We start from the raw sequence: 26115 nt of genomic DNA, 5'->3' as shown, positions 1-26115 counted from the left end.
GCACATCGAAAAATATAAAGAAATTCGCAAAAAGTGGTTGACCAAGGGGCACGCTCTCAGTAATATAGCGCCTTCAAACGACGTACCGATTCCTCAATAGCTCAGTCGGTAGAGCGCCGGACTGTTAATCCGTAGGTCCCTGGTTCGAGCCCAGGTTGAGGAGCCAAATAGATGTAAAAGTGGGCACTGTTAATTCAGCGCCCATTTTTTTCGTCTGAATGATGGCATTTGCCATTGCATCATAGCTTCCAGAGATTGTCGCTTCTTTATCCTGTACTGATATTTTGTCGATTAACACTTTCAAGTATTGCTTACCGAAATTCGACTTTCTATCAATTAGCTTTGCTTTTAGTACATTAGCAAACTGTTTAATGTTTTTGGGATTGAATACATCGGCTGGCACATCCTGATGCCGCTTTGTTGCAGCGATCTCTAACAATATATCTTGCCTTCTAGTTTGAATTTTCCTTGTGCGAGACTGCAACATCTCATCCATAGGAAGAAAGCCCTTCTCTACCGCTTCATATAATCGCTCATTACTTTTGTTTAACTCGTCTAACTCTTTCTGAAGTGGCAGCAATAGTTTTGACTGATCCTTTTGTTTGAGTGCGATACGCTTGCGCATATCCTGCATCATTGTTGTAACTCGTTCTGGCGTGAAAACCTTGTCTGCAAGGGTAGACAGTACAATTTGATCCAGCTTATCCATTGAAATGGCTGGCATAGTGCACAAATGATTGCCCTGCCCGATGCGAGTATTGCATTTGTAATAACGATATCTACCGCCCTTACCCGTTGCAGTAGTCATGCCTGCACCACATTTCCCGCACTTTAGAATGCCTGTAAGTAGGGTTGGCGAGTTAACTAGTCTTGGCGGCACGTTTGCAGGCGCACGCGCGTTCCTACGCATCGTCACGCCTTCAAACGTTTCCGCCTCAATGATGGCTGGTATATCAACCTTTATCCATTCGGAAGTGGGTTTGATTTCGCCTGTTTTATTATTTGTTTTATTGAAGTAATACTCACCTATATAAGCCTTGTTCGTTAGCACTTCATGAACTCGGCTACGATTCCACTTTGTTGATCTCAGCGAGATATTTTTATCGTTAAAGTACGTGGCAATCTCTTTTGCGCCCATTTGTCCGCGTTCGTTACCGTGCATGTAAAGCTGAAAGATTCTTTTAACGATTTCGGATTCTATGGGATCAATATCTATTTTCTTTTTCTTTTTACCTTTGGCACCGATCACTTCAACTTCTACAGCACGATAACCAAATGGTGCGCGTGATCCATTCATATACCCGCGCCTGGCATTCTCTTTCATTGCACGAATGGTATGTTTTCCGTTTTCTTTACTTTGGTACTCATCAAACAAGCTGAAAATCTTGCTTGCCATTTCACCTGCCGGATCATCACTGGTGATTTGAGTAATAGAAACTAATTTGCATTTGGCACGCTTCAACATTCGCTCATAGTTTAAGAATTCAAACATATCGCGAAAGAATCGTGAACGACTATGCACAATGATTGCGTCATAAGGTTCGCTATCACTGGTAGCGTCAGCAATCATCTGCTGGAATACTGGCCGCCTATCATCTGTGGCGGAGGCACCAGCTTCGATATATTCCATAGCTATTGTTAAACCAGATGCGCGACAATAATCACGCATCTGGTTTATCTGATCAGGAATTGATAAGTCCTTTTCAGCTTGTCTAACTGTGGAAACTCTTGCATATAGTGCAACCGCCATCTTGATTACTCCTCTTCGTCGAGTTTTGCTAATAACTCAACCAAAAACTCATTTATGTACACCGCGATAATTTGTAATTCACCTTCGCAAACACTGCGGGCATTAGATGTAGGTTGTGAAGCCAAAATAATTTCGATGATTTGCTTGCTCAATCATGATGGCACCCCCTTTCCTGCATAATCTATTCCCGCCCATTCCGTTCCATTCCATGTTGCTTATCAAGTAAGTTTTTTAAATCTGATTCAAGTCCCCGCTCGCCCATTTCATCCAAGAAGAGTTTTTTAAATGCTTGATATTGGCTCTCAGGCAAAGCTGCTTGAGCAATCGTCAGTACTCGATTTTTACGAGCATTGATCAAGTCTCTTATCGGATGAAATAGACTTAAAACTACCATTCGCCTAATCTCATTTCATTAGCTCTACGCGCGACATCCTGATCCCAGGTTAAAGGATCATGCATTTCAGTGATGATATTTAATAGATGCTGAAATGCTTCATCCATGTAGGTTTTATCATTACCGCTGTATAAAACATCAATGGCAGAGATTCTTTTGAGATAGCCATATACGCTTTGCCCAATACGGGTTAGACGCTCATCGTATAAATCTAATGGTTTAAATTCGCGTTTAATGCCCAAACCGTGCATTTTGTCGATTTGTTTAAGCAAATCCAGCCATAAAGGATGTATAGCCCACCTTGAACGATTGCTATCATTTGCTTTTATTCTTAGTGTCGTATGATCTTTGGCTAACGTTCTCAACAAGTCGGCTTGGCGTTCAGACAAACTTTGCATGGAAGATATGCCGAGTTTTCTTAAGTGATCTTTTCGTACTTGCCATTCAATACGCCATACATCACTTTCAATGCCCCACAATTTAAAGAGCCAGTTTTTTTGGCTTTTCTCATTGATTTCATCTACTTTGTTATAAACCCGCAACACTATTTGATCAGTGCCGAATTTGAAGGTTTGAACCAATCCATCTTTGCGGTATTGGCTGTCTTTGGATGCCCGTGAAACAAAACTATCCTCATCAAAATCAATTACAAGCAAGTGATAATCAAAAGCATAATCGACACGGGATAGCCGTTCCGGTTGAGCTTTAATGAAACCGACTGAAGCAGCCCATTCTAGGAAACGATTATGTAATGCCGATAAATCGTTATGCCATAAAGCTATGCTACGGAACTTCACAAAGAAATTAGGACGGTTAAATTCGCCAAACTGAATGCTGAACACATCATTTTCGATCAGAAAAGGATACCCGCTAGGCGTACCATGTGATGCGAGTAGAAATTCTTCTGAACCGAGTTTAATTGGTTTGGGCTTGTTAACTCTAGCTTTTATGAGTGCTTCCTTTTGAGAAGCCAATTCGACAAAATCAAGGTTGTTATCACCAGATGGGATCAAGTAATAAGCACATTCGATTGTGTCAAATCCTGATGTGAGGAAATTGAAATTAGGATGTTTCATCGCTTTTCAATCCCTAAAGATAGTACTCAATATTAAATGGGCCATGACGGTCGTACATCTGCCCCTTGAGCCATACATATTCAGCTAGGTGGAAGAAATTATCTTCTCCGATTCTGAATGCTTCATTGTAACTACTTGGAATTTGACCTACATACCGAAAAAATTTGCAGTTGATTAAAAAATCATGAAAAAAAGAGTACTGATCCTCATCAAGCTCTGACTCACTTTTGTATCCTTTTTGAGTGAGAAAATCCATGAAGAAAATTCCAAACACGTACTCATCTTCAATAATCAAATTCGATTTAGGTTTGTTATCGTATGAATCCTTAATATCCATAACAATAACCAACCCTTTTCTCAAAGCGTTTTCTGAAACTGAAGTGATTGCAGCAGATTTTTGGAGATGCACCCAATTATTGAAATCGAACTGTCTAGCAACTAAGTCCAGTGCGTCATGATGAGGTATTTTGAGTGACTTTTTTAGAGCAGATGCTTCTTTACGAAGTTTGTTTACGGTTCTTGCACGAATGATTTGTATTACTTCTGACATTTCGATCTCCTAGTAATACAGCAAAAAACTACCGCTCACCCCATAGCATGCTGTAACTAAGAAAACGAATTTCTTGATATGGATAGTATCACTGGGACTTCGCCTTAAGGTGAGCGACTGGCGCCTATCAAGCCATGAACTAAATTACAATGATTGTATGTTTTATGTCAAGAAATTTTGTATGATCTGATGTGATGTATTTATAGCCCCCCGTGTTACATGATCGGGGGTATCAGTGAGATCATAGAATCTGGCTTAATATTTATATTCTTTAGCGAGTCATATAAAAAAGGCCCTGCATTAATGCAGGGCTTTTTTATATGACTTCATATCTCGCCAAATTCTACTTTAAGAATATTTCATTCCCCCCACACCAATAAAGTTTGTAGAAAACGTGCCGTTAATCCGTCAGCAGTACCTTAATTTAAAAATTCTGGAAAATTGGAAGAACCATGAAAAAAAACCAAAAAAAAATACTGACTAACTTGTTACTTTCTATATCTCTAATAGCAATCTCGATACCTACGAACGCAGAAGGTGACCCTAAATTTATTGAGTTTGCTTTGGATCAAGCTCACAAACGTAACTTTAATGAGTGCGACAAAGCTATATCCACCGTATTTAAAGATGCATTCGGTGATGATATAAGGATTGAAACTAGCGCTCCAAACACTTTGGAGGCTGACACATTGCGAATGACAGCAACATATGGAAAGAAAGGTACGGAAACATTTTATGATTTAAATTTTAGAAAGAGTGGTGATAAATGTTTCACGACTGAAACTATGCTACTACTTGTTCCACAAGCTTGTTCTGAGTACATGACTAACCTTCCAAAATTCAAATTTCAGGCTGAAGTTGTAGGGGCAATATGGACTAAAAATGATGGAGGCGTAAGCTCTATATACCACCCCATAGGAAACTCTTGTGCGGTCACTTACAGTGTAATAAGAAGCTTTTGATTATTTAATTACATTTTAGATGGTACTAAATCAGGAATATTTTTTCTCTATATCTCTTAAGTTTAATTAAAACATACCGTTAATCCGTATGCAGCATCTTGTTCTCTATTTTCAAAAACTGGAAAAAACATGAAAAAAAAACTTAAAAAAACACTGATTAATCTTCCGTTATTTATTGCACTTACTACACTAAATCAACCTGCAATTGCAGCAGGCGATCCAAGATTTACTAAATTTGCTTTAGATCAAGCTCATGAACAAGGTTTTAAGGGATGTGATAAAGCCATATCAGCCGTGTTTAGTGAAACATCTGGGGCTGATATAAGAATAGAAGTAGAGTCTGCTCCAGACCTAAAAGCTGATACTTTGCGAATGACAGCGATCTCCGGAGAAATGGGTGAAACATCCTATCTCGATGCAACAATTAGAAAAAAAGGCGCTAAATGCTACACAACAGAAACAGTGTTAGTGCCGACAAAAATGTCTTGTTCAGAAATGATAACGAACTTTCCTAGCTACAAAAGAATGAGTGAAACTTTAGGAGTTACATGGACTAGGACTGAAGCCAATATAGGCGTTCTTTTTCATCCTGTGGGTAACTCTTGTATCTTTACTATAAAAGGCTCAAGAACTCTTTAAAGCAGCTTCTGTTCCTTCACCAACTGATAATAAGCTTCATACTCCAGTTCTCATTTTTGTGATCATTGGTGAGCCAAATAAAAAAGGCCTTGCAGAAATGCGAGGCCTTTTGCTTTTTATACGCACTGCGGAACGCTCCGCAATTATTCCGTAAGAAGTAGATAAACTTCCTCTAGTCACGCTTGGCTAATCAATAGGCCGCATGCAACGGCCTGCTTTAATTCCAGTCTATAAACAACAACTCGCAATCTTCCGCATATGCGATTTTGTCGATATCTCCCTTGCCATAGCACTGTAGTTTTACTTTTTGCCCTTTTTTGAGCTCGGCTGCTTTATTTTTCTCACTATCAGCCAGGGTGAAGTGTGGCTCCATCGCTGGATTCACGCCACCTTCGAGTACCAGAACGGCATGGTCAGACGGATCAGTATTCATATCAACGACACTGCCGCTGACAATAAAAGCTTTGTTTTTGTATTTTTTATCTGCCGCAACGGTATCGTCTGCATAAGCTTTGGCTATTTCACCTGCTGTGGTTTCAAAAGGTGGCGCGTTGTTGCTTTCAGCCGGTTTTTCTTGCGCCGTTTGTTGCGCTTCTGTATTTTCAGGCGACTCTCCAACAACCAACCAGATGATGACTAGCGCTGCCAATATCCCCAAAACCCATACAAGTACTTTTTTCATTGTTACCTCCCTTTTAATCATCAGTCACTGCTACCTATTTATTTGAAGCTTTCTTAGTTAGATTCGCATATGTAATCCCAGCCGTCACACTTTACAACTTTAACACTCATGAATGCTAGCCATGACTCACCTCCATATGCATTTTTAAATTGACGCTCTAAAAAGAAGTGTCATCGATCATCATCGTCCCCAGGCCCCTCACCTATTCAGTGCGTCTATCTTTTTATCCGCCGCTAACTTTTATCCTGGATGCAACTATCCTGAGTAAAATCAGCTCCATGTTATAACCGTAACCACTCTGTTAACATTCCCCAGTAAGCCATCATTTGCTCGGGATGCGACTAGCCGGTAGCACCATGCGCGATACATAAGGATAAGAATGTCTGATCTGGCATTAACGTTAGCAAGAATTCAATTTGGATTCACCATCTCTTTCCATATCGTCTTTCCGGCGATCACCATTGGTTTGGCGAGTTACCTGGCGGTGCTGGAAGCCAGCTGGCTAAAAACCAAGAACACCGTTTACCTCGACCTCTACCATTTCTGGGTCAAGATATTTTCCTTGTGTTTTGGCATGGGCGTGGTGTCTGGCCTGGTGATGGCTTACCAGTTCGGCACTAACTGGGCGGGATTTTCTACCGTCGCTGGTAGCGTCACCGGCCCGCTGCTCACTTATGAAGTGCTGACGGCGTTCTTTCTTGAGGCTGGCTTTTTAGGCGTGATGCTGTTCGGCTGGAACAAAGTGGGGCCGGGCTTGCACTTCACCGCTACGTTGATGGTAGCGATTGGTACTTTGGTTTCAGCCACCTGGATATTGGCTTCCAATAGCTGGATGCATACGCCGCAAGGATTCGAACTGGTCGATGGCAAAGTCATCCCTGTCAACTGGTTTAAAATCATTTTCAATCCCTCTTTCCCCTACCGTCTCGTGCACATGGTGATTGGTGCTTACCTGGCCACGGCTTTGTTTGTGTCGGCGGCCGCGTCCTGGCAATTATTCCATGGCAAAAATAATCCCAGCGTGCGCAAGATGTTGTCTATGGGCTTATGGCTGATTTTACTGATCGCGCCGCTACAAGCGGTGGTGGGTGACCTGCATGGCCTGAATACCCTGAAACACCAGCCCGCCAAAATCGCCGCAATCGAGGGCCACTGGGAAAATAAAGGCCAGGAAGCAACGCCACTGATTTTGTTTGCCTGGCCGGATATGGCGCAGGAGAAAAATCATTTTGCGCTAGAAATCCCGGTATTGGGTAGCCTGATATTACGCCACTCGCTGACCGAACAAATCCCGGCGTTAAAAGACTTCCCTGCTGCAGACCGGCCGAATGCCACCATTGTGTTCTGGACTTTCCGGGTGATGGTAGCATTAGGGTTGCTGATGATTTTGCTGGCAGTCACTTCACTCTGGTTGCGGCTGAAAGACAAGCTTTATCACAGTACGCCCTTCCAGAGATTCTCCATCGCCATGGGGCCGGCCGGCGTGGTTGCTATCCTGGCAGGCTGGTACACCACTGAAATAGGCCGCCAGCCATGGGTGGTGTATGGCATTTTGCGTACCGCAGAGGCGGTCACGCCGCACACCACCAGTGAAGTGGCGCTCACGCTGGGCTTGTTTGTGGTGATTTACCTCGCGCTGTTCGGCATGGGCACTTTATATGTATTACGCCTGGTGAATATCGGGCCTAAAACCGATGAAGCCTTGCAGGGCGATGCCATCTCCATCAACCGCAATGAACTCGATGAATTTGCACTGGCGCCAGAATTTCACCCTGACAATAAAACGCCACCGACATCACAGAATCACCCTGAGCAAAATAACACTGATAAAAAGGATCATTAAATGGATTTATCACTGATCTGGGCGGGCATTATCCTGTTTGGCATCATGATGTACATCATCATGGATGGCTTTGATCTGGGCATAGGCATCCTTTATCCATTTTTTAAGGAGAAGCATGACCGCGACCTGATGATGAATACCGTTGCACCGGTGTGGGATGGCAATGAAACCTGGCTGGTACTGGGTGGTGCCGGTTTACTGGCGGCTTTCCCACTGGCTTATGCTGTCATATTGAGCGCGCTTTCACTGCCATTGCTATTCATGCTGATGGCGTTGATCTTCAGGGGCGTAGCGTTTGAATTCCGGTTCCGCGCGACTGATGAAGAACGTCATTTCTGGGATAAAGCCTTCCTGTGCGGATCGATTGCAGCGACTTTTTTCCAGGGCATGACGCTGGGTGCTTACCTGCAAGGGATCAAAGTCGTCAATGACGCCTATGCCGGTGGGCCGTTAGACTGGATTTCGCCATTTTCCATCTTTACCGGCCTCGGATTGCTGGTGACCTATGCCTTGCTCGGCTGCACCTGGCTGATCATGAAAACAGCGGGCGACTTACAGGCAGCCTGTTATAAACTTTCACGACAGGTTTCAATCATATTGTTCCTGATCATTATTGTGATCAGCCTGTGGACGCCGCTGATGGATAGTGACATCGCAGAGCGCTGGTTTTCAATGCCTAATTTCCTATTTCTTTCTCCGGTGCCGTTGCTGGTGGCGTTTTTCTTTTATCGCCTGCAAGCATCGCTGCGTGCAAAGTCAGAAACCACGCCGTTTATCTATACGCTGTGCCTGATCCTGTTAGGCTACGTAGGCTTGGGGATCAGCATCTGGCCCAATATCATCCCGCCACATATTTCCATACACGCCGCCGCCGCACCGCCGCAAAGCCAGATGTTCGCATTGGTAGGTGCGCTGGTCATCATCCCGGTGATCCTGATCTACACCGGCTGGGCCTATTATGTTTTCCGCGGCAAGGTAGACCCGGATGAGGCCTACCATTAATAAAGGCATGGGTGAATGACAGGCACAAAACCGAAAAGCAGTTTTGCTAAAAGATTAGGCTGGCTGGTGCTGATCTGGGCCGCCAGCATTGCCGCACTCGCCCTGGTGAGTGTGATCATTAAACTGTTGATGAAGGCAGCAGGATTCAATAGCTAACCCTGACAAGGCAGCCAAAGAAGAATCTTTTTTAGTTTTGCAGGTCATCTCTATAAGGGCGTTGCCATTGCATGCATGATTAAATGTGCTTGCCCGTTCAAATCCAATCCGTTTAACATGCCATTTAGAGCCGTGCCCTAACCCATTCAAACAACCCTGATGACTACCCAGCAAAAAATAAAATGGCGGCGTTTGCGTGCCTGCAGTGCTTGCGATATGGTCAGCGCCATCCCTGTGTTGCGCCCAGGCGAGCACGCCAGTTGCCCGCGCTGCGGTCATGTATTGGCGCGGCGGCATCTGCATCCGGTGCAACGCAGTATCGCGTTGGCAATCACCGCGCTACTTAGCTTATTGATTGCCATCGCTTTCCCATTTATCAGCATGGATACCAACGGCTTGGATAGCCAGATCGCCCTGCCGCAAACTGCCGTCACCTTGCTGAATGTCAACCAGCCGCTGGTAGCGCTGATTGTCAGCGCCACGGCGATTATCCTGCCCGCTTTATACCTGATCGGCGTCATCCTCATGCAGGCCAATGTGTTGCGCACGGTGCCGCGCGCCTACAGCGATGTGATCGCCCGGCTATTCTCACGTTTACACCCATGGATGATGGCGGATGTATTCATGATCGCGGCGCTGGTGAGCCTGGTGAAATTGACTGATATCGGTGAAGTGCAGCTAGGCGTTTCATTCTGGGCCTATTGCGTGTTTGCCTTATTATTATTGATGACCACGCGCTCGGTGGATATCGATCTGCTGTGGCTGAAACTGGCCGGTGAACCGCCGCCTGACACCGGCATCCGTTGCGGCGTCAATGCCGCTGAACAACATGTGGCCGGATGCACGACCTGCGGCCTGATCAATGCGCTCCCTCCTGCGGCCAAAGATTCCGCTTATCTATGCATGCGTTGTGGCAGTACGCTATATGCGCGCAAACCAAATAGCTTGCAATTCACCTGGGCATTATTGCTGACAGCGGCCGTGCTCTATATCCCGGCCAATGCCTACCCGATGATGATTACGACTTCGCTGGGACAAAGTCATTCTTCAACCATTATTGGCGGCATGATAGAACTCTGGCAGCATGGCTCAGAGCCGGTGGCGGTGATTATTTTTGTCGCCAGCGTGCTGGTGCCTATCATTAAAATGCTGATACTCATGCTATTGCTATGGCTGGCGCGCCACCCCGGCCCACTGAATGCACAACAAAAAACCGCGCTTTACCGAATCACCGAGTTGATAGGCCGCTGGTCTATGGTGGATGTATTTGTCGTCGCCATCATGGTGGCACTGATACAATCCGGCAACCTGATGTCGGTATTGCCCGGCCCGGCAGCACTGGCATTTTGCGCGGTTGTGATTACCACCATGCTGGCGGCGATGGCTTTTGATCCCCGTTTATTGTGGGATACCCAAGGAAAACCTTATGACAGATCAAAATAATAATCAGCCACCTAAAAACCCGCCCGGCCCTGATCAGCAAGCACCTGATCAGCAAACAAATAGCCAGCAAACGAACGGTCAGCCAGCGCATGACCATTTACTGGCTAATGTCAGCAAACAAGTGCGTGTCTCGCCGATCTGGATCGTGCCTATTGTCGCCCTGCTGATAGGCTTATGGCTGATCTATGATAATTACACCCGCGTCGGCAAACAGATCACGCTCTCCATGACCAATGCCGAAGGCATTGAGGCCGGTAAAACTAAAATCAAGGTGCATAGCGTGGATATCGGCCAGGTCGAGCAAGTAACCTTATCCGATGACCTCACGCACATCGAAGTGCTAGCCCGCATCACGCCTAAAGCGCAACCCATGCTGGTCAAGGATACCCAGTTATGGGTAGTCAAACCGCGCATCGGGTTGGAAGGCATCAGTGGCTTGAACACGGTCATCTCAGGTTCTTATATCCAGTTGCAACCTGGCAAAGAAGTAGAGGAAACCGACCACTTTACCGTACTCGATCAACCGCCCATTTCACTCAATGGTGCCAAGGGTGTACATGTCAATCTGGAAGGTAAAGTCGGCAATGCCTTGCGCGTAGGTGACCCGGTCACTTACCAGGGTTTGCGTGTTGGTCGCGTTGTCAGCGCCACGTTTGACCCCAAGCAGCGCAAAATGCAGCACGAACTGTTTATTGAGCACCCCTATGATGTATTGGTGACTAAAAATTCCCGCTTCTGGACCGCCGTGGGTATTGATGTCAAATTGGACGCAGAAGGCTTTAAAGCAAATATCCCCACCGTGGAATCCCTCATCGCCGGCGGCGTCAGCTTTGGTCATCCGGACGATATCCCAATGGGGCAACCGGTGCGCTCGGAAACCACGTTTGAGCTGTTTGCCAATGAAGAAGCCGCCCGCCAGCAAACCTATGACCAGTACATAGAATATGTGCTGCTGGTGGACGATACCGTGCGTGGACTGACCAAAGGCGCCCCGGTTGAATTCAGGGGCTTACGTATAGGTACCGTCATGAACGTGCCGTGGAAATTCAACTCCCCTGAACGCAAGAAAGACTTCCGTTATGCGATCCCGGTGCTGATCCACCTGGAACCTGGACGGCTGGCCGATAATGGCCAGGCAGACCTGGAAGAATGGAAAACCCGTATCAGCCACATGTTACAGCGCGGGCTGCATGCCACCCTCAAATCCGGCAACCTGCTCACCGGTTCAGTCTATGTCGACCTGAATGTGGATCAAAAAACGCATAAACCTTATAAACGCGAACGTTTTGAAGGCCTGCCGGTATTGCCGACCAGTGCTACCAGCCTGGCGCAGATCGAACAGAAACTGTCTGACCTGCTGGATAAACTCAACCACCTGAATGTAGAGCCTGTGCTTTCAGGGCTGGATAAAAACTTGCAGCAGTCTGAAATCACCATGAAAGAAATCCGTGCACTGAGCGTGCAGGTGAACCAGTTCATCAGCCAGCCTGACCTGCAACAGATGCCAGCCAACCTGAACAAAACCATGCAGGAAGTTCAAGCCACGCTCAAAGGCCTGTCGCCGGATTCACCAGCCTACCAGGAACTGACCACCACCTTGCAGCGTCTGGACAAAGCCCTGCGTGACATACAGCCATTGGCACGCACCTTGAATGAAGAGCCGAGTGCCATCCTGTTTGGCCGCAAACCTGGCAATGACCCGGTACCTCGTGCACCGACTACATTACAGGCACCTCAGGCACCAACAGACCAACAGGTGCCGCAAGCACCGGCCAACCCGTAAGGAAGCAACTCATGATGATCAAAAAACAATTACGGACTGGTTTATTATTGATAGTGGCATGCAGCCTGAGCGCATGCCTGAAATCAAACCCGCCGGTGAAAAGCGAGCGCTTCAGTTTGCCAGAAGTGACTGGCGCACAACCAGTAAATGCAGCACAACAAACCCTGGTGTTAAACCGTATCCAGCTGGCAGACTACCTGGATACAGACCGGATCGTGGTACAGCTGGATGACGTCACCCTGCACCCTGCGCGTGATCATCTATGGGTAGATAACCTGTCGCAAGAGCTACGCCGTGGCCTGCGTGCGCGCCTCTCCAGCCGCCTGCCGAATACCGCGATCACAGACCCACTGCCTGGCGCGGCGCCCTCTGCCACCAGCCTGCAATTGACTATAGACCAGTTTCATGGGCAAATCAGTGGCTATGCCGTGCTGAGTGGTCAATGGCAGTTGCTGTCAGCCGACCACAAACCCTTGCAAAGCCAGTCATTCAAATTCACTACGCCGCTGGCTGAGAGTGGCTACCCGGCACTGGTGCGCGCATTAGGCAACAACCTGGATTTACTCAGCGGGCAGATCGCAGGGCAATTACCACGCACGCCCTAGGCTGGTCAGCCTGCAGCAATGAATCACCGGCACCAGTTTTTTGGTAGCCGGTTTTTTTTATGAAAAGCGCTGACCACGCGCTAGTGGCGACACCCTGTATTTGCTATGATGACTTTTCCATCCACAATAAAAAAGTCAGGAGCGGGTAATGGGTTTATTCTCTTTTATCAAAGAAGCGGGTGAGAAGCTGTTTGGCGCGGGCGAGGCCAAAGCCGCGCAGGAAACAGCCAGCAAAACACCTACGCCGGTCAATGTCGATGCGGCCAACGCCGCTGCCGCAAAGGCCATTCAGAACTACATTTCAAAAAACAATCTGCCGACTGAAGGCTACGACATTAAGTTTGATGGTGGCAGCGGTACCGTCATCGTACAAGGCAATGTAGAAACGCAGGAAATCAAAGAAAAAATCCTGTTATGTTGTGGCAACGTGTCCGGCGTTGAAGCGGTGCAGGACCAGTTATATGTGCCCAGCCAGGAGCCGGAAGCCAGGTTTTACACCGTGGTCAAAGGCGATACTTTATCTAAAATCGCCAAAGAGATGTATGGCAATGCCAATAGCTACATGAAAATCTTTGAAGCCAACCGGCCCATGCTTAATCACCCTGACAAAATCTACCCTGGCCAGGCCTTACGCATTCCTGAGTAAGTCGCGGTTTGCCGGTTGAGTATGAATCATTCATTGAGACCTGAATTAAAAATTATTTAAAAACTATTAGGAGGAAAGATTATGTCTGCATTTTTTCGTTTGTTAATCATTGCTGGTTTAAGTGCCACCCTGCTGGTTGCCTGTGGCGAGAAAGAGCCTACGGTTGAAGAAGCGCTGGAATCTGCGCAAACCCACACCGAAGAGGCCGCAGCTGAAGCCAAAGAAGCCGCTGTCGATGCCGTACAGGCGGCCAAAGACGCAGCCGCGGCAGCTAAAGAGCAGATTAAGGAAACCACTGAAGCGACTGAAAAAGCCGTTGAAAACAAGTAATCCCTGCTCCGCATAAAAAACCCGCATTTGAATGCGGGTTTTTTATTGCCTGTGCAGCAACGTTCGTTAGTAACTCTTTGCTTTTCTTAATCAGTTGGCCCAGCTATATCACAGGAATTTTTCATGTACACTGCCCCGTGATTTGCAGCGTTGACTGGAAAATTTGATTGCAACGATATCGGCTTTGGACGCTACTGACACAATGGATGCGCCTTGCTCCATTGGTGTTTTTCATGATGCCATTGGCATCAGCGGCCCCGGCTTTGCTCGGAACCACCTGCATCAACCAGCAAGGCAGCATTATCGAGCGTATCCCGTTACAAGGCGGTAAATTTGCCTGCCAGAGCGTGCTCAAAATCACAGAAGCCAACCAGTATGTGATCGATTTTAAAAACACCTCGACCATTGCGCGTTTCCAGCATGAGATTTTCCAGGAAAATAGCGCGCAGCACGCCGCAACCCAAGGGAAACATTCCTTACCTGGCACAGCGTCAAACCAAGCCATCCAAACACAAGCGCCAGAAAAGCAAGACCTGCTGCATATCCTGACCGGCGGCCTGAGCACTACGCAACACAATCCCTTTATGCTTAGGCATGGGCGCATCGTCAGCCTGGAACCCGGCACCTACAGACTCATCACCTGGCTGCAATCCCCCTACTACCTGGCAGCCCCCACCCTGCTGATCACTGACCTGGCCAGTTATCAGCGCCAGAGCAATATCAGCGCAGCTGCCAGCTTGTTATTGCTGGGTATTTTGATGGGTTTATTCGCTTATTATGCAGCGCTGGGTGCACTGCCCGGCCATATGACAGAACGCATGTATGCCATCTTTATTTTTGGCAACCTGGTATTTCACGCTGCCACTCTGGGTGTGTTTAACCAGTTTTTCAACTGGCACTCGTTTTACCTGACTGGCCTGCCGTTGCTGATTGCCAACCTGGCTTATGTGAGCTTTATCTGCCACCTGCTAGGCATTAATCAATTCCATCGGCCACGCCTGTACCAGCTATCACTGATTGCCAGCAGCCTGCTGATCGCCTTGATCGTACTCGGCATGATCTTCCCCGACTGGATGCTGGAAATGTCGCGCATAGGCGTCGTCATTTCCCTGGCTTTTGGCCTGTTATGCGGGTTGCGCCTGAGCGTGCAGCGGCAAATCATCGGCCAGCTCTACCTGCTGACGACGATAGGCTTTGGTATGCTGTGCATCATGGCGATCAGTGCGGCCAACGCCACGCAGCATATCTTCACCCTTGAGCAACTCGGGCTGTTTGCGGTGACTATGCATGCCATCCTGCTCTCACTCCTGGTCGCATACAAACTCAGTCGCCTGCATCATGAAAAAGAACAACTGCTGGTCGAGCTGCAAAACACACGTTCACTGGCGCTGACCGACAGGCTCACCGGCATGCCTAACCGGCATGCGCTGGAAAATAAACTGTTGAAGCTGCCGCAGCATGGCTGCCTGATGTTTCTCGATATGGATAACCTCAAGCACGTAAACGACCAGTTTGGCCACGAAACAGGTGACCTGTTGCTGACGCTGTTCAGCCAGATCCTTTCGGATAAACTCAGCGAGCATGGCCAGCTTTACCGGCTGGGCGGCGACGAATTCGCCATTCTGTGCCATGAGGATGATGTCGAGTGGTGCCAGCACAAACTGGAATATACGCATATACAATTAGGCAAAGAAGGCTTTGCCGGCGTCGGTGCCAGCATGGGCATCGTGTTCGCGCATGAGGCAACCAGCACCGAAGCCTTGTTACGCATCGCCGATAAACGCATGTACGAGAACAAGCGTACCCGCAAAAACCGCAAGGAAATGATGCAAGTCCTGCACCCTTGATGGTGACAAGGCGCACTCACAAAATCGCCATCAGATTGACTTTCTGCTCTTATACATGCATTGCTGTATTTAAAAGCGCAAGCCTGGCCCGCTTATGATTTATACTCATAAAATTGTTCGCCAGGCACAAGCACCAGCGCATCTGATTTAAGACCTGCTCATCTGTTCATTATAAGGCTTTAGATGCACGTTTTTTTGTAAAAAAGCTGGTTGCCTGGCATAAGCACTAAAGAAAGTAGTCATGCCTTTACTCACTACCCTGCTAGTCCTGATCGTGTGTGCCCGCCTGTTAGGGCAAGTGTTCTCCCGCTTTAATCAGCCCGCCATCATCGGTGAAATGGTCGCCGGTGTCATTCTGGGCCCCAGCTTGTTCAACCTGATTACGCCTACCCCTGCCTTATCAGGCATTTCAGAGCTGGCCGTGTTTCTGATCGTACTGTCGGCCGGCCTGGAAATGAATTTCAAGGAAGTCATAGACTCCATGCGCGGCAAAGGTATCGTGATTGCCTTGCTGGGCTTTTTACTGCCACTCACAGGCGGCATCCTGGTCGGCGTTGCGTTTGGGCTGGATGTCAGCCGCACTATCTTTTTAGGCTTGTGCGTATCGATCACCGCGCTGCCGGTCACCGTCAGCATCCTGCAAAGCTTCAAACTGCTGGATTCAGATATTGCACGTTATTCTGTTGCCACCGCTATCTTTAACGATGTCGCCGCACTGCTGGTATTAGGTGTGATCCTCAATCTGCCGGAACAAAAATCCTACCAGGCAGTCAGCATCGCCATCTTTCACGCCAGCTCTAAATTGATCCTGCTGATACTGCTGATCCTGGGTGTCAGTTTGCTGATCAAAAAAGTCATCGATAAAGGCATTAACCTGCATTTGTGGTCAGAAAAACTGGTGGCCCTGATAGGCAATGAAGCGCTGTTCGGCATCCTGTTGTTGTTTGTCCTGGTTTTCGGCTCAGTGAGTGCGGCGCTTGGCTTCCATTTTGTCATTGGCGCATTTTTTGGTGCGTTATTGATAGATCGTAATTTCTTCCTGCCCTCCCGCTACAAAGAATTGGAGTTAACGTTGGGTTCCATCACCGGCGGTTTTCTGGCACCCGTGTTTTTTGCCTACCTGGGGCTGGAATTTAAAGTCCAGATCATCGAATCATTCTGGTTTGTTGCCGTGGTACTACTGGTGTCTATCGTCACCAAGATCCTGGCCGGATGGCTGGGCGGGCGCCTCATCGGCTTGCCTAAAAGTGACGCGCTGGGCATAGGCTTTATCCTCAATGGCCGCGGCGTGATGGAACTGGTGATTGCCAGCATTGCCTATGAGCGCGGATTTATTGGCCAGGACCTGTTCTCGGTACTGATATTGATGGGCGTGGTGACGACATTGATCACACCACTGATGTTCCGTAAATGGATCATGCCGCAGATCGAAGCCAGGGCGAGAGTATCATCGCCATCTGGCCAGTGATGCCGCCTGTATTTGCACATGATAGCCATCCTGACACTTGCAAATTCTTATCAGGCAACATCAAACAGGGAAAGATTCATACATAATGGTGTTTTCTTCAATCGTCGGCGCTTAAGGGTCAGTTTGCTGTTTTCACCCATATTTCATCGTTGCCTGTTGCTGCTCAGCCTGCTGTTAGCCAACGTTGCATTTGCGAACGCCGCATTTGCAAACCCAGTGCTTAGCGACAGCGAGTGCCAGAATGAGCACGGCCAAACCGTACAGCAGATTCCTCTGCATGGTGGCAAATTCACCTGCCACGCCACGCTGACCATTGCCACAGCTGACAGCTATGTGCTCGACTTTAAAAACACCACCGTGATTGCCAGTTTCAACCACCACCTCAGTGCGGCTGATGGCAAGGCATATACGGCACATGGCGGGCTGGATAGCGCTGAAAAGAATCCTTACCTGTTACGCCACGGGCGCAAGTTCGATTTATCGCCCGGCACCTACCAACTCACCACCCAGCTCAATTCACCTTATTACCTGGCGCAGCCCGAGCTGTTTATCGCCAGTGAACCGGATTACCTGGGCCAGGTCCTCAAAAGTTCGGCAGGTGCCATCCTGATGCTGGGCGTGCTGATGGGGATTTTTGTCTATTACATCGCTATCGGCCTGGCACCCGGCCACTTTACCGAACGTATGTATGCCTTGTTTATCCTCGGCAACCTGATATTCCAGGGCGCGGCTTTGGGTGCGTTTGCACAACTGGCAGATTCACACTGGTTTTACCTGAGTAGTGCGCCTATCCTGCTGTCCAATATCGCCTACGTCAGCTTTGTCCGCCACCTGCTAGGCATCAATGCTACGCACTACCCCAAGCTGCATCAGTTCTCGCTGATCGTTTGCGCCATTTTGGTGGCTTTACTAGTCAATGCGCTGATCAACCCCAACTGGATGCTGGAAATGGCACGCACCGGTGTCGCTATTTTCCTGGGCTTTGGTTTGATTTGCGGCAGTTATTTCAGCTGGCTGAAACACCGCACCGCACAATTCTATTTAATCGCCATCACCGTGTTTGGCGTGCTCGGCGGCATGAGCATCAGCGCACAAAAACTCAGCACCAATATCTGGACCATAGAACAGATGGGGCTGATTGCCGTGACGGTTGAAGCCATTTTGCTGGCACTGGTATTAGCCTACCAGATCAACCGCCTGCACAAAGACAAAGACCGCATGCTGGTGGAGCTGCAAGATACCCGCTCCCTCGCCCTCACGGACCGGTTGACTAACCTGCCCAACCGTCACGCGCTGGAAGGCAAAATGGTTAACTTTCCAGCCTATGGCTGCCTGATTTTCCTGGATATGGATAACCTCAAACATTTCAATGACCACTTTGGTCATGATGTGGGCGACACCCTGTTGAAGAACTTCAGTATGTTCCTCAACCAGCGCCTGGGCCGTGAGGCGCAGTTATACAGGCTTGGTGGTGATGAATTCGCCATTTTGTGCCATGAAGATGAAGTGGAATGGTGTCAGCACCAGGTGGAAGCCACCAACAAACAACTGCAAGTCGGTGGCTTTATAGGCGCAGGCGCCAGCCAGGGCGTGGTGTTTGCGCGTGAAGCCAACACCCCGGCAGAACTGATGCGCATCGCCGACAAACGCATGTATGCAAACAAGCGCTCGCGTAAAGACCGTAAAGAAATGCTACAGGTGTTTCAAAACTAGTTTTTTGCCAATGCTACCCACTTACACTGGCGATGTTTTATATCAGAAATCAGGCAATGCATAAGCTGCACGCCCTGCCCGATACATTAAACCCAGCCAGATATCACAAAGTAAAAAGCCTCCGTACTCGGAGGCTTTTTATTGTTTAAGATCTATTACCCTGGCAATCCGCTTAGCCCATGGTAGCCAACATACATCCCCACCAGCAAAATGAGCAGCGCAGAGAAATACGGCGCCTTTCTGGCAAATTCACCAAACCCTGACCAACGGCTGGACACATGCTTGATACTCATCGCCGCCAGCACGCCTGAAGCGACCATGGTCAATGCCAGGCCAATGCTAAAACACAGCACCAGCGTCGCCCCCAATGCGATCTGTTTCAGTTGCAGGCACAGCAACAACACCGTGATCGAGGCCGGGCAAGGGATCAGCCCGCCAGTTAAGCCGAAAATCACAATCTGCCCGGTGGTCACCTGACGGCCAGCGAAACGGTGCTGTATCTCGTTGGCATGCGCCAATTCGTGCGGGTCTTGATAACCCAGTGACAGATTTTCCAGCCCGGCTTTATGATCGTGATCGTGATCGTGATCGTGATCGTGATCGTGATCGTGATCGTGGTCATGATCGTGATCGTGGTCATGCGCCATTTTCGCGTGCTGTCGCGTGACCAGCGCCATCCAAATCGCCATCACTATCAAAATAACCGCCGACATAATCTGAAAATACGGCTCTGAAGTTTCAGCGTTCCAGCTACTGCCAAAATACAGCCCCAACATGGCAATGGCCCACACGATAGCGGTATGTGAAATGGTTGCCGCCAGCCCTAACAACACCGCCTGTTTCACCGTGCCGCGAATGGCAATAATAAACGCCGCCATCATGGTTTTAGAGTGGCCAGGTTCCAGGCCGTGCAATACGCCAAGCAGAATGGCACTAGGGATAAACAACCAGCCGTTGCCGTGCTGGATCAAATTCAAAAAATCACTCATTTGAATGCTCCAGAGCAGACAACATGGAAATCAAACTGCCTCGCAAAGACAGCGTATAAATAACAATCATAAAAACCCCTCAATGTTTAAGAAATACACATAGAGCGCCAGGCGAACACTGTCGTCAGGCGCTTACAGGGCGAGATAAGGAGGCTTTTGCGGAGGAGAGGCAGATGGGTTGAGGTAAATCACTGGCACAAACCCTGGCACTTCGGCCACAGGTTTACTGGCAGTCAGCACCACTTCACTAGCAAGCAAAGTCGAGAGATGAATATTGTGTTCAAAGTCGATCAAATGCAGCACCGATGGCGCAGATTCATCCTGATGCAAATCGCCATCTTCCTCATGGTGATGCGCGATATGTTCCATATGCTCGACCATATGCGTCAATGCTTTTTCCTGCGAGCTTTGTGAGCCGACCAGATGCGCAAACTCCACATCCGCAGCCAGTAATGGTTGCAGCGGTAAAAGCCAGATGATGAAGAAAATAAACAGGCGGCGCATAGCCCTATTCTATTACAAGCTTCAAATAAAAAACCACGCCCAATCAGTTATAATGCCGCAACCTTTGGGGAGTAGCCTGCTTCATATAATTTGAAGTGCCTGTGTCAACATAATCGACTTACGTCGTGGTGCAGGCGGCCGTTTTCGGTTGGCGAGACTAATGGATAACAGTGCGACAAAAGTCGGGCGTGCTGCTATCTATTTATTTCGTCCCGACTAGAAAACTAAATATGTCCCTTACCAGCACTTCCATCGCGCTTATCGCGCTAGCCATGTCCACCGACGCGTTTGCCGCAGCTATTAGCAAAGGCGCTGCACTCAAAAATCCCAAACTGTCAGAAGCACTACGCACCGGATTGATTTTTGGTGTTATCGAAGCCATCACACCACTCATTGGCTGGGCCATCGCCACCTTCGCCATCAAAACTTTTGCGTCACATTACATTACCGACTGGGATCACTGGATCGCCTTCACCCTCCTGCTCGCCCTTGGCCTGCACATGATTTACGAAGGCTTTCAACCAGCAGAGCCCGAAGAAGAAAAACCCAGCAGTCACTCCTTCTACATCCTCGCCCTCACCGCAGTCGCCACCAGCATAGATGCCATGGCGGTGGGTGTGAGTTTAGCGTTTATGGATGTGAATATATTCATCACCGCCGCAGCGATTGGCTTTGCGACTTTTACCATGGTGACAATTGGCGTGATGCTTGGGCGTGTATTAGGGTTAATGTTTGGGAAGCGTTCGGAAATAGTTGGCGGCTGGGTGTTGATTGCGATTGGGTTTTACATTCTGTATGAACATCTCGTAATTAAAGCCATTTCCTAATATTGATCTATCATTTGTATTAATATTCTTCACAACATATTTATGGAGTGTCACAAATGTCCATTGAAATTATTAAGCAACAAATTCAAAAGTTTTTAATGGATGACACCCCAGAAGTATTAGCTATTAAAGGCGCATGGGGCATAGGAAAAACGTACTCTTGGACGAAATTTCTAAATGATGCTAACGCTAATAATAAGATTGCATTAGATCGCTATGCGTATGTATCTTTGTTTGGCGTTAACTCTTTAGATTCATTAAAGCAAACAATTTTTGAGTGTGTAATAAACAAAGATTTAATAGGAACAGAGCCAAGCCTCGAAACTTTTAAAGCTAATATCACAGCAGTTTCTAAATCATTCGGGCGAAAAACATTAGATTTTTTTTCTAGTATTCCCTTAATAAAAAACTTTACTTCAACTATTGAATCCCTGTCATTCCTATCTTTGAATAGAACTTTAATTTGTATTGACGATATTGAGCGCAGAGGCTCTAAGCTAGAAATTAAAGATGTAATGGGTTTGATTTCTCAACTCAAAGAGCAGAAAAAATGCAAGATTGTATTATTACTGAATGATGAGGAAGATGGGCTAAATGAGTACCATAAGCTTCGTGAGAAAGTAATAGACATAGAGTTAAAATTTACACCTACAGCTTCAGAATGTTCTGCTATTGCTTTCGATACAGAAGATGAAACACATGCCACTTTACGTGAGTTATCGGACAGACTCGAAATTAGAAATATTAGGATCCTGAAAAAAATAGAAAAGCTTGTGAATCTTGCTATTCCTTTTTCAAAAGACTTTGAAAACGAAATCCAATATCAATTTATTCATTCCATAACATTATTTACTTGGTGTTATTTCAGTTCTACAAAAGAAGTTCCTAGTTTGGATTTCGTCACAAAATCAGGTTACAGTTTCTATGACATTGGAAAAGATAAAGAAGGTAACGATGATGAAAAAAAGTGGATAAAAATACTTGATAAGTATGAGTATCGTCTTACTGATGAACTGGATTTAGTGCTGGCAGAAGCAGTCAGAACTGGGTATTTTGTTGAGACTACTTTAAAAACAGCAGCATTGAAGAAAAACGAAAGTATTCTTGCAGAAAAATCAGACAACTCATTTGGCGATGCTTGGCGTCTTTTTCACGACAGTTTTGCCGATAATCAAGAAGTAGTTATTAATACGATTTATGACAGCTTTAAAGCTAATGCAAAAAACATCACTCCAACAAATTTAAACGGAACAGTTCATTTATTTCGCGATCTTGAAGAACCAGAAAAAGCCTCTGAAATAATTGATTACTATATAAATTTAAGAGGGCAGGAAATTGACTTATTTGACCCGGAGAAGGACAACTTTTTTGGAGACTCAATAGATAAGGAAGTACTAGAAAAATTCAGAGTTGCATTTGCAAAACTTGCAATTACTGAAAGCGCTAATGATGTACTAAAAAGGATAGCTGGGAAAAATAGTTGGAATACAAAGGACGAAGTCATTTTAGCCAATACTTCCACCGATGATTATTATGAATTATTTAAATTTGAGTCAGGAAAACATTTATCCCGATATGTCAAAACATGCTTACAGTTTGGTGAATTTTCCAGTTCAACAGAACAACAACAAAAGATAGCAAACAATGCACGCAAAGCTTTACAACGAATTGCGGCAGAGAGTTTAATCAATCAAAGAAGATTGAAGAAATTTGGTATAGATCCAGAAGAAGCCACAGAAGAGAAATAAAACTTTAAAACTCGGCTTTAAGCCAATTGTTAGAAAATTAGTAACTTAATTTTTAAGATTTTTAAAGTCGATATGACGTAGCTGTACCAATAAAATATCTATTTATTTCCCTATGCCTTGTGATTTACTGCCATATCTCCATATAAGTCGAAACACTTAGCATGACCAATAACCATCCGCGTTAAAATACCGCCACACTCGTTTTATTAAAAATTCATATGGATAAACGTATCCCCGTCACGCTGCTCACTGGTTTTTTGGGCAGCGGTAAAACCACCCTGCTCAACAAACTACTGCATAACCCGGCGATGAAAGACACCGCCGTGATCATCAATGAACTCGGCGAAGCAGGTTTAGACCAGATTTTTGCCAATAGCCAGATTTCGCAGACTGTTGAAAGCGAGCATGTGGCTGATAACACGGTGTTGTTGAGTTCTGGCTGTTTGTGCTGTTCGCTCAAAAATGAGCTGGCCGATACAATGCGCGATTTGTTTTTTAAGCGCAGTTTGCAGGCGGTGCCGGAATTTAACCGGCTGGTGATTGAAACTACCGGCATGGCTGACCCTGGCCCGATTTTAGCTAACCTGATGAATGAGCCGGTGATTGAATCGGTTTACCGCTTGGATGCGGTAGTTGTAACAATTGATGCGGCTTATGGTTTGCAGCAGATTGAAACGCAGAAAGAGGCGTTGAAACAGGCGGCGGTGGCGGATGTGTTGCTGATTACTAAATCAGACACGGCCACGCCTGAACAGATCAGCGCGTTGCAATCCAAGCTGACTGCAATTAACCCGAATGCGACGCAGCAGTTTGTGTTGCATGGCGAAATCGACCCGATGCAGATTATTGATGTCGGGCTGTTTGATTTTGCCAATAAGCAGGCCAACCCCGAGCGCTGGTTGCGTGCGCCTGCCAGCGGCTTTAGCACAGCGAAAAAAGGCACGCTGCCGCAAGCGCCTGCGCATGATGATGTGACAACATTTACCGTCTACTTGCCCAAGCCGATGGCGTGGGCTGATTTCAGGGGCGTGATTCTCAAGCTGTGCCAGGTGCATGGTGAGCAGTTATTGCGTTTAAAAGGGATTTTGCATGTGGAAGATGCGCCAGCGCCATTGGCGGTACACGCGGTGCACTTTACGCCCTACCCGCCCACGCTGCTGGAAGGCTGGGATGAGGATGAGCCTATCAGCCGGATTGTGATTATCGGCAAAGGGATTGATGAGCAAGCTGTACGTGCGCTCCTCACACAGTTCTGATATTGGTTGAATTTTAAATGCTTGGCGTCATCATCATGGCGTCAAAACTAATTACCATGATTGATGACTGTGATTGATATTTAGCAAAGTTTTTGTGCAACCGCACAGTGTTATTTGGAGTTTTTATGGGACGTTATTTAGAAAGATTATTAGAAGGCTGGATTTTCCAGAGCCGTTGGTTAATGGCACCGATGTATCTGGGTTTGGTGGGTGGTCTGTTTATTTTGCTGGTGAAATTTGGCCAGGAGTTCTTCCACATTGCCTCACACCTCGCCTCGTTCTCTGAGCAGGAAACAGTGCTTTCACTGTTGGCGCTGGTAGATATCACCCTGGTCGGCAATTTGCTGATTATGGTGATTTTCAGTGGTTATGAAAACTTTGTCTCACGCATTGATACGGCCAATAGTGAAGACAGGCCTGAGTGGATGGGCAAGGTCGATTATTCTGGCCTGAAAATCAAGCTGATCGGTTCGATTGTGGCGATTTCTGCGATCGATCTGTTGAAAGCGTTTGTGCACCAGAGTTCAGGCACGGCCAGTTTCACCACCGAACAAATGGCCTGGCTGGTGGGCATACACCTGACCTTTATCATCACCGGTGTGCTGTTTGCCTGGATGGATAAAATTGCCGGTCACAGTCATGGCAAAGGTAAGTCAGATCATTAAGTAATTTGTCAGCGCCGAAGGTATACTGGTTCAAACAGCAAAGACTGTACACGGAAGTTTCCGTAAGAGATATTTCAAAAAATTAATCAGATAACCTTGGGAAAATCACTATGACAAAAAAAATTGTTTTATTAGCGCTAGTGAGCATGCTGCTTTCCAGCTGTATCGTCTTGCAAGATCGTAATCATTGCCCGCCGGGACAGGCTAAAAAAGGTAATTGCTAGATTAAATTGCTCGCTTAACAAGTTGAAAATAAAAAGCCTCACAGATGTGAGGCTTTTTATTTCGCTGGAAAGATCAGTGCACGATGGTACTGACATGCCAGTTTTATAGCGTGTATAAAAACGGGAGCATAAGCGCCCGCCATCTGTTCAAGAGATCAATATCGATTAAGCTTGTTTTTGTTTACGGCGTTTGGCAACAGCACCTACCACAGCCAAACCTGCAAACATCATGGCATAAGACTCTGGCTCAGGGACTGGCGCAGCCGCTGTGACTGCCGTGTATTGCAGGCTGAGGAAGCCGTTACCGTTGAAAGGCAATTGCCAGCCTTGGCCTGGGATAGTGCTGTTGTATGCATGACCTAAACCGAAGCCTGTAATGTCTTGCGTAGTTTGTGTGCGTGACAGCTGGATACCAGTCACACTTGCATCGCTGCTGGTCAGGTAGGCGATGTACTTTGTGCCAGCATTCAGGTTCAGGCCCAGATTTTCAAATGACAATGTGGTGTAACCACCTGCGGCATTGTAAGTATCAACCGCGTTAAACGTGGTGGTCAGCAGGTTGCTGCCTACCGTATTTTCTGCCTGGTTTTGGGCATTAGTGCCTGGGTTCCACTGGGCAACGTTCAGCTGGAAAGAGGCTGAAGTATTACCAACCGCGTAGAAGCTGAAAGATGACAGCAGGCTGCTGGAAGTCAGTGAGAATACCTGGCCGACCATAGGTGAATCACCGCTTGGATTAGGTGAATTACCGAAAGAAGGAAAGGGTAACCCGGTGGTCGCGCCAGCTGGCACGTTGGTATAAACCGCCGCTGAAGCACTACCGGCGAAAGCCAGCAACAAGCTGGCAACTACTTTTAATTTCAATGCTGATGAGATCATGATTTTTTCCTAGAGGGTGGCGATGGCAATTGGTTAGAACAGTGATCTAACGCTGCCAAAGTACGCTTGGAATATTTCAGCTATTTGAAAAAGTACGGCCGCCAGTAGTCCGAAAAATCGCAGTTATCTATACA

General features: G+C 47.0%; 25 protein-coding genes, 1 tRNA gene and 1 riboswitch. Of the genes, 18 read left to right on the top strand and 8 right to left on the bottom strand.

Annotated elements, in window-relative coordinates:
* The first annotated feature begins 90 nt into the window (after positions 1–90).
* A tRNA-Asn gene (locus ACSSVF_RS09865) sits at positions 91–166 on the top strand.
* Here ACSSVF_RS09865 and ACSSVF_RS09860 read toward each other — a convergent pair.
* The 4 genes from ACSSVF_RS09860 to ACSSVF_RS09845 all read right to left on the bottom strand — a co-directional run bounded on the left by ACSSVF_RS09860 (position 125) and on the right by ACSSVF_RS09845 (position 3770).
* Entirely contained in the window at positions 125–1750 is a 1626-nt protein-coding gene (locus ACSSVF_RS09860) for a recombinase family protein (protein WP_492406341.1), read from the bottom strand. The genes ACSSVF_RS09865 and ACSSVF_RS09860 overlap by 42 nt on opposite strands.
* A 181-nt stretch (positions 1751–1931) precedes the next feature.
* Positions 1932–2144 (bottom strand): hypothetical protein, encoded by a 213-nt coding sequence (locus ACSSVF_RS09855; protein ID WP_492403212.1) that lies wholly within the window; start codon positions 2142–2144, stop codon positions 1932–1934.
* Positions 2138–3220, bottom strand: coding sequence for a hypothetical protein (locus tag ACSSVF_RS09850; RefSeq protein WP_492403210.1), 1083 nt, complete (start codon positions 3218–3220; stop codon positions 2138–2140). Before ACSSVF_RS09850 ends, ACSSVF_RS09855 begins: the two co-directional genes overlap by 7 nt.
* A 13-nt stretch (positions 3221–3233) precedes the next feature.
* Positions 3234–3770, bottom strand: coding sequence for a hypothetical protein (locus tag ACSSVF_RS09845; protein ID WP_492403208.1), 537 nt, complete (start codon positions 3768–3770; stop codon positions 3234–3236).
* Positions 3771–4222: 452 nt separating this feature from the next.
* Between ACSSVF_RS09845 and ACSSVF_RS09840 the strand changes: the two genes are divergently transcribed.
* Both ACSSVF_RS09840 and ACSSVF_RS09835 read left to right on the top strand, forming a co-directional pair.
* Positions 4223–4732 carry a hypothetical protein gene (locus ACSSVF_RS09840; protein ID WP_492403206.1) on the top strand — a complete coding sequence of 170 codons (510 nt, stop codon included), beginning with the start codon at positions 4223–4225 and terminating at the stop codon, positions 4730–4732.
* Between the two features lie 129 nt (positions 4733–4861).
* Positions 4862–5371 carry a hypothetical protein gene (locus ACSSVF_RS09835; protein ID WP_492403205.1) on the top strand — a complete coding sequence of 170 codons (510 nt, stop codon included), beginning with the start codon at positions 4862–4864 and terminating at the stop codon, positions 5369–5371.
* A gap of 217 nt (positions 5372–5588) precedes the next feature.
* Here ACSSVF_RS09835 and ACSSVF_RS09830 read toward each other — a convergent pair whose 3' ends face one another.
* On the bottom strand, positions 5589–6053 hold the full coding sequence (locus ACSSVF_RS09830) for an OB-fold protein (RefSeq protein ID WP_492403203.1): 465 nt from the start codon (positions 6051–6053) through the stop codon (positions 5589–5591).
* A gap of 379 nt (positions 6054–6432) precedes the next feature.
* Between ACSSVF_RS09830 and ACSSVF_RS09825 the strand changes: the two genes are divergently transcribed.
* From ACSSVF_RS09825 to ACSSVF_RS09775, 11 genes are all read left to right on the top strand, one after another.
* Positions 6433–7896, top strand: coding sequence for a cytochrome ubiquinol oxidase subunit I (locus ACSSVF_RS09825; RefSeq protein ID WP_492403201.1), 1464 nt, complete (start codon positions 6433–6435; stop codon positions 7894–7896).
* On the top strand, positions 7897–8898 hold the full coding sequence (gene cydB, locus ACSSVF_RS09820; RefSeq protein WP_492403199.1) for a cytochrome d ubiquinol oxidase subunit II: 1002 nt from the start codon (positions 7897–7899) through the stop codon (positions 8896–8898). It abuts the gene before it with no gap.
* A gap of 15 nt (positions 8899–8913) precedes the next feature.
* Positions 8914–9054 (top strand): DUF2474 domain-containing protein, encoded by a 141-nt coding sequence (locus ACSSVF_RS09815; RefSeq protein WP_492403197.1) that lies wholly within the window; start codon positions 8914–8916, stop codon positions 9052–9054.
* A 159-nt stretch (positions 9055–9213) separates the two neighbouring features.
* Positions 9214–10497 (top strand): PqiA/YebS family transporter subunit, encoded by a 1284-nt coding sequence (locus tag ACSSVF_RS09810; protein ID WP_492403195.1) that lies wholly within the window; start codon positions 9214–9216, stop codon positions 10495–10497.
* Positions 10481–12280 carry an intermembrane transport protein PqiB gene (pqiB, locus tag ACSSVF_RS09805; protein WP_492403193.1) on the top strand — a complete coding sequence of 600 codons (1800 nt, stop codon included), beginning with the start codon at positions 10481–10483 and terminating at the stop codon, positions 12278–12280. The genes ACSSVF_RS09810 and pqiB overlap by 17 nt, the downstream gene beginning before the upstream one ends.
* A gap of 11 nt (positions 12281–12291) precedes the next feature.
* Positions 12292–12885 carry a PqiC family protein gene (locus ACSSVF_RS09800; protein WP_492403192.1) on the top strand — a complete coding sequence of 198 codons (594 nt, stop codon included), beginning with the start codon at positions 12292–12294 and terminating at the stop codon, positions 12883–12885.
* A gap of 148 nt (positions 12886–13033) precedes the next feature.
* The gene (gene lysM / locus ACSSVF_RS09795) at positions 13034–13531 is read left to right on the top strand and encodes a peptidoglycan-binding protein LysM (protein WP_492403190.1); all 498 of its coding nucleotides are present in this window, start codon (positions 13034–13036) and stop codon (positions 13529–13531) included.
* A gap of 81 nt (positions 13532–13612) precedes the next feature.
* Positions 13613–13861, top strand: coding sequence for a hypothetical protein (locus ACSSVF_RS09790; RefSeq protein WP_492403188.1), 249 nt, complete (start codon positions 13613–13615; stop codon positions 13859–13861).
* 233 nt (positions 13862–14094) lie between these two features.
* Entirely contained in the window at positions 14095–15708 is a 1614-nt protein-coding gene (locus tag ACSSVF_RS09785; RefSeq protein ID WP_492403187.1) for a GGDEF domain-containing protein, read from the top strand.
* A gap of 241 nt (positions 15709–15949) precedes the next feature.
* Positions 15950–17176: a cation:proton antiporter gene (locus ACSSVF_RS09780; protein ID WP_492403186.1), complete on the top strand. Its 1227-nt coding sequence runs from the start codon at positions 15950–15952 to the stop codon at positions 17174–17176.
* Positions 17177–17785: 609 nt separating this feature from the next.
* Complete coding sequence (locus ACSSVF_RS09775) at positions 17786–18889, top strand: GGDEF domain-containing protein (RefSeq protein ID WP_492406340.1); 1104 nt, start codon at positions 17786–17788, stop codon at positions 18887–18889.
* Positions 18890–19044: 155 nt separating this feature from the next.
* Here the strand turns inward: ACSSVF_RS09775 and ACSSVF_RS09770 are convergent, their stop codons facing one another.
* On the bottom strand, positions 19045–19878 hold the full coding sequence (locus ACSSVF_RS09770) for a nickel/cobalt efflux transporter (RefSeq protein ID WP_492403184.1): 834 nt from the start codon (positions 19876–19878) through the stop codon (positions 19045–19047).
* Positions 19879–20010: 132 nt separating this feature from the next.
* A complete protein-coding gene (locus ACSSVF_RS09765) occupies positions 20011–20382 on the bottom strand; it encodes a hypothetical protein (protein ID WP_492403183.1) in 372 nt (123 codons plus the stop codon).
* A gap of 58 nt (positions 20383–20440) precedes the next feature.
* A riboswitch (yybP-ykoY riboswitch) is annotated at positions 20441–20603 on the top strand.
* Between the two features lie 51 nt (positions 20604–20654).
* Between ACSSVF_RS09765 and ACSSVF_RS09760 the strand changes: the two genes are divergently transcribed.
* The 4 genes from ACSSVF_RS09760 (at position 20655) to ACSSVF_RS09745 (ending at position 24878) form a co-directional block, all read left to right on the top strand.
* Positions 20655–21209 (top strand): manganese efflux pump MntP, encoded by a 555-nt coding sequence (locus tag ACSSVF_RS09760; protein ID WP_492403181.1) that lies wholly within the window; start codon positions 20655–20657, stop codon positions 21207–21209.
* 56 nt (positions 21210–21265) lie between these two features.
* Positions 21266–22957, top strand: a complete 1692-nt coding sequence (locus ACSSVF_RS09755) for a hypothetical protein (RefSeq protein ID WP_492403179.1) — start codon at positions 21266–21268, stop codon at positions 22955–22957.
* A 218-nt stretch (positions 22958–23175) separates the two neighbouring features.
* Positions 23176–24213, top strand: a complete 1038-nt coding sequence (locus ACSSVF_RS09750) for a CobW family GTP-binding protein (RefSeq protein ID WP_492403177.1) — start codon at positions 23176–23178, stop codon at positions 24211–24213.
* 125 nt (positions 24214–24338) lie between these two features.
* Positions 24339–24878 carry a TIGR00645 family protein gene (locus tag ACSSVF_RS09745; protein ID WP_492403176.1) on the top strand — a complete coding sequence of 180 codons (540 nt, stop codon included), beginning with the start codon at positions 24339–24341 and terminating at the stop codon, positions 24876–24878.
* A gap of 389 nt (positions 24879–25267) precedes the next feature.
* On the opposite strand, the gene ACSSVF_RS09740 is transcribed toward ACSSVF_RS09745, so the two are convergent.
* Positions 25268–25981, bottom strand: coding sequence for a PEP-CTERM sorting domain-containing protein (locus tag ACSSVF_RS09740; RefSeq protein WP_492403174.1), 714 nt, complete (start codon positions 25979–25981; stop codon positions 25268–25270).
* Positions 25982–26115: the final 134 nt, after the last annotated feature.

Source organism: Methylophilus sp. E2MeOHC9, from assembly GCF_058744375.1.
This window is presented reverse-complemented; position numbering and strand designations above follow the sequence as displayed.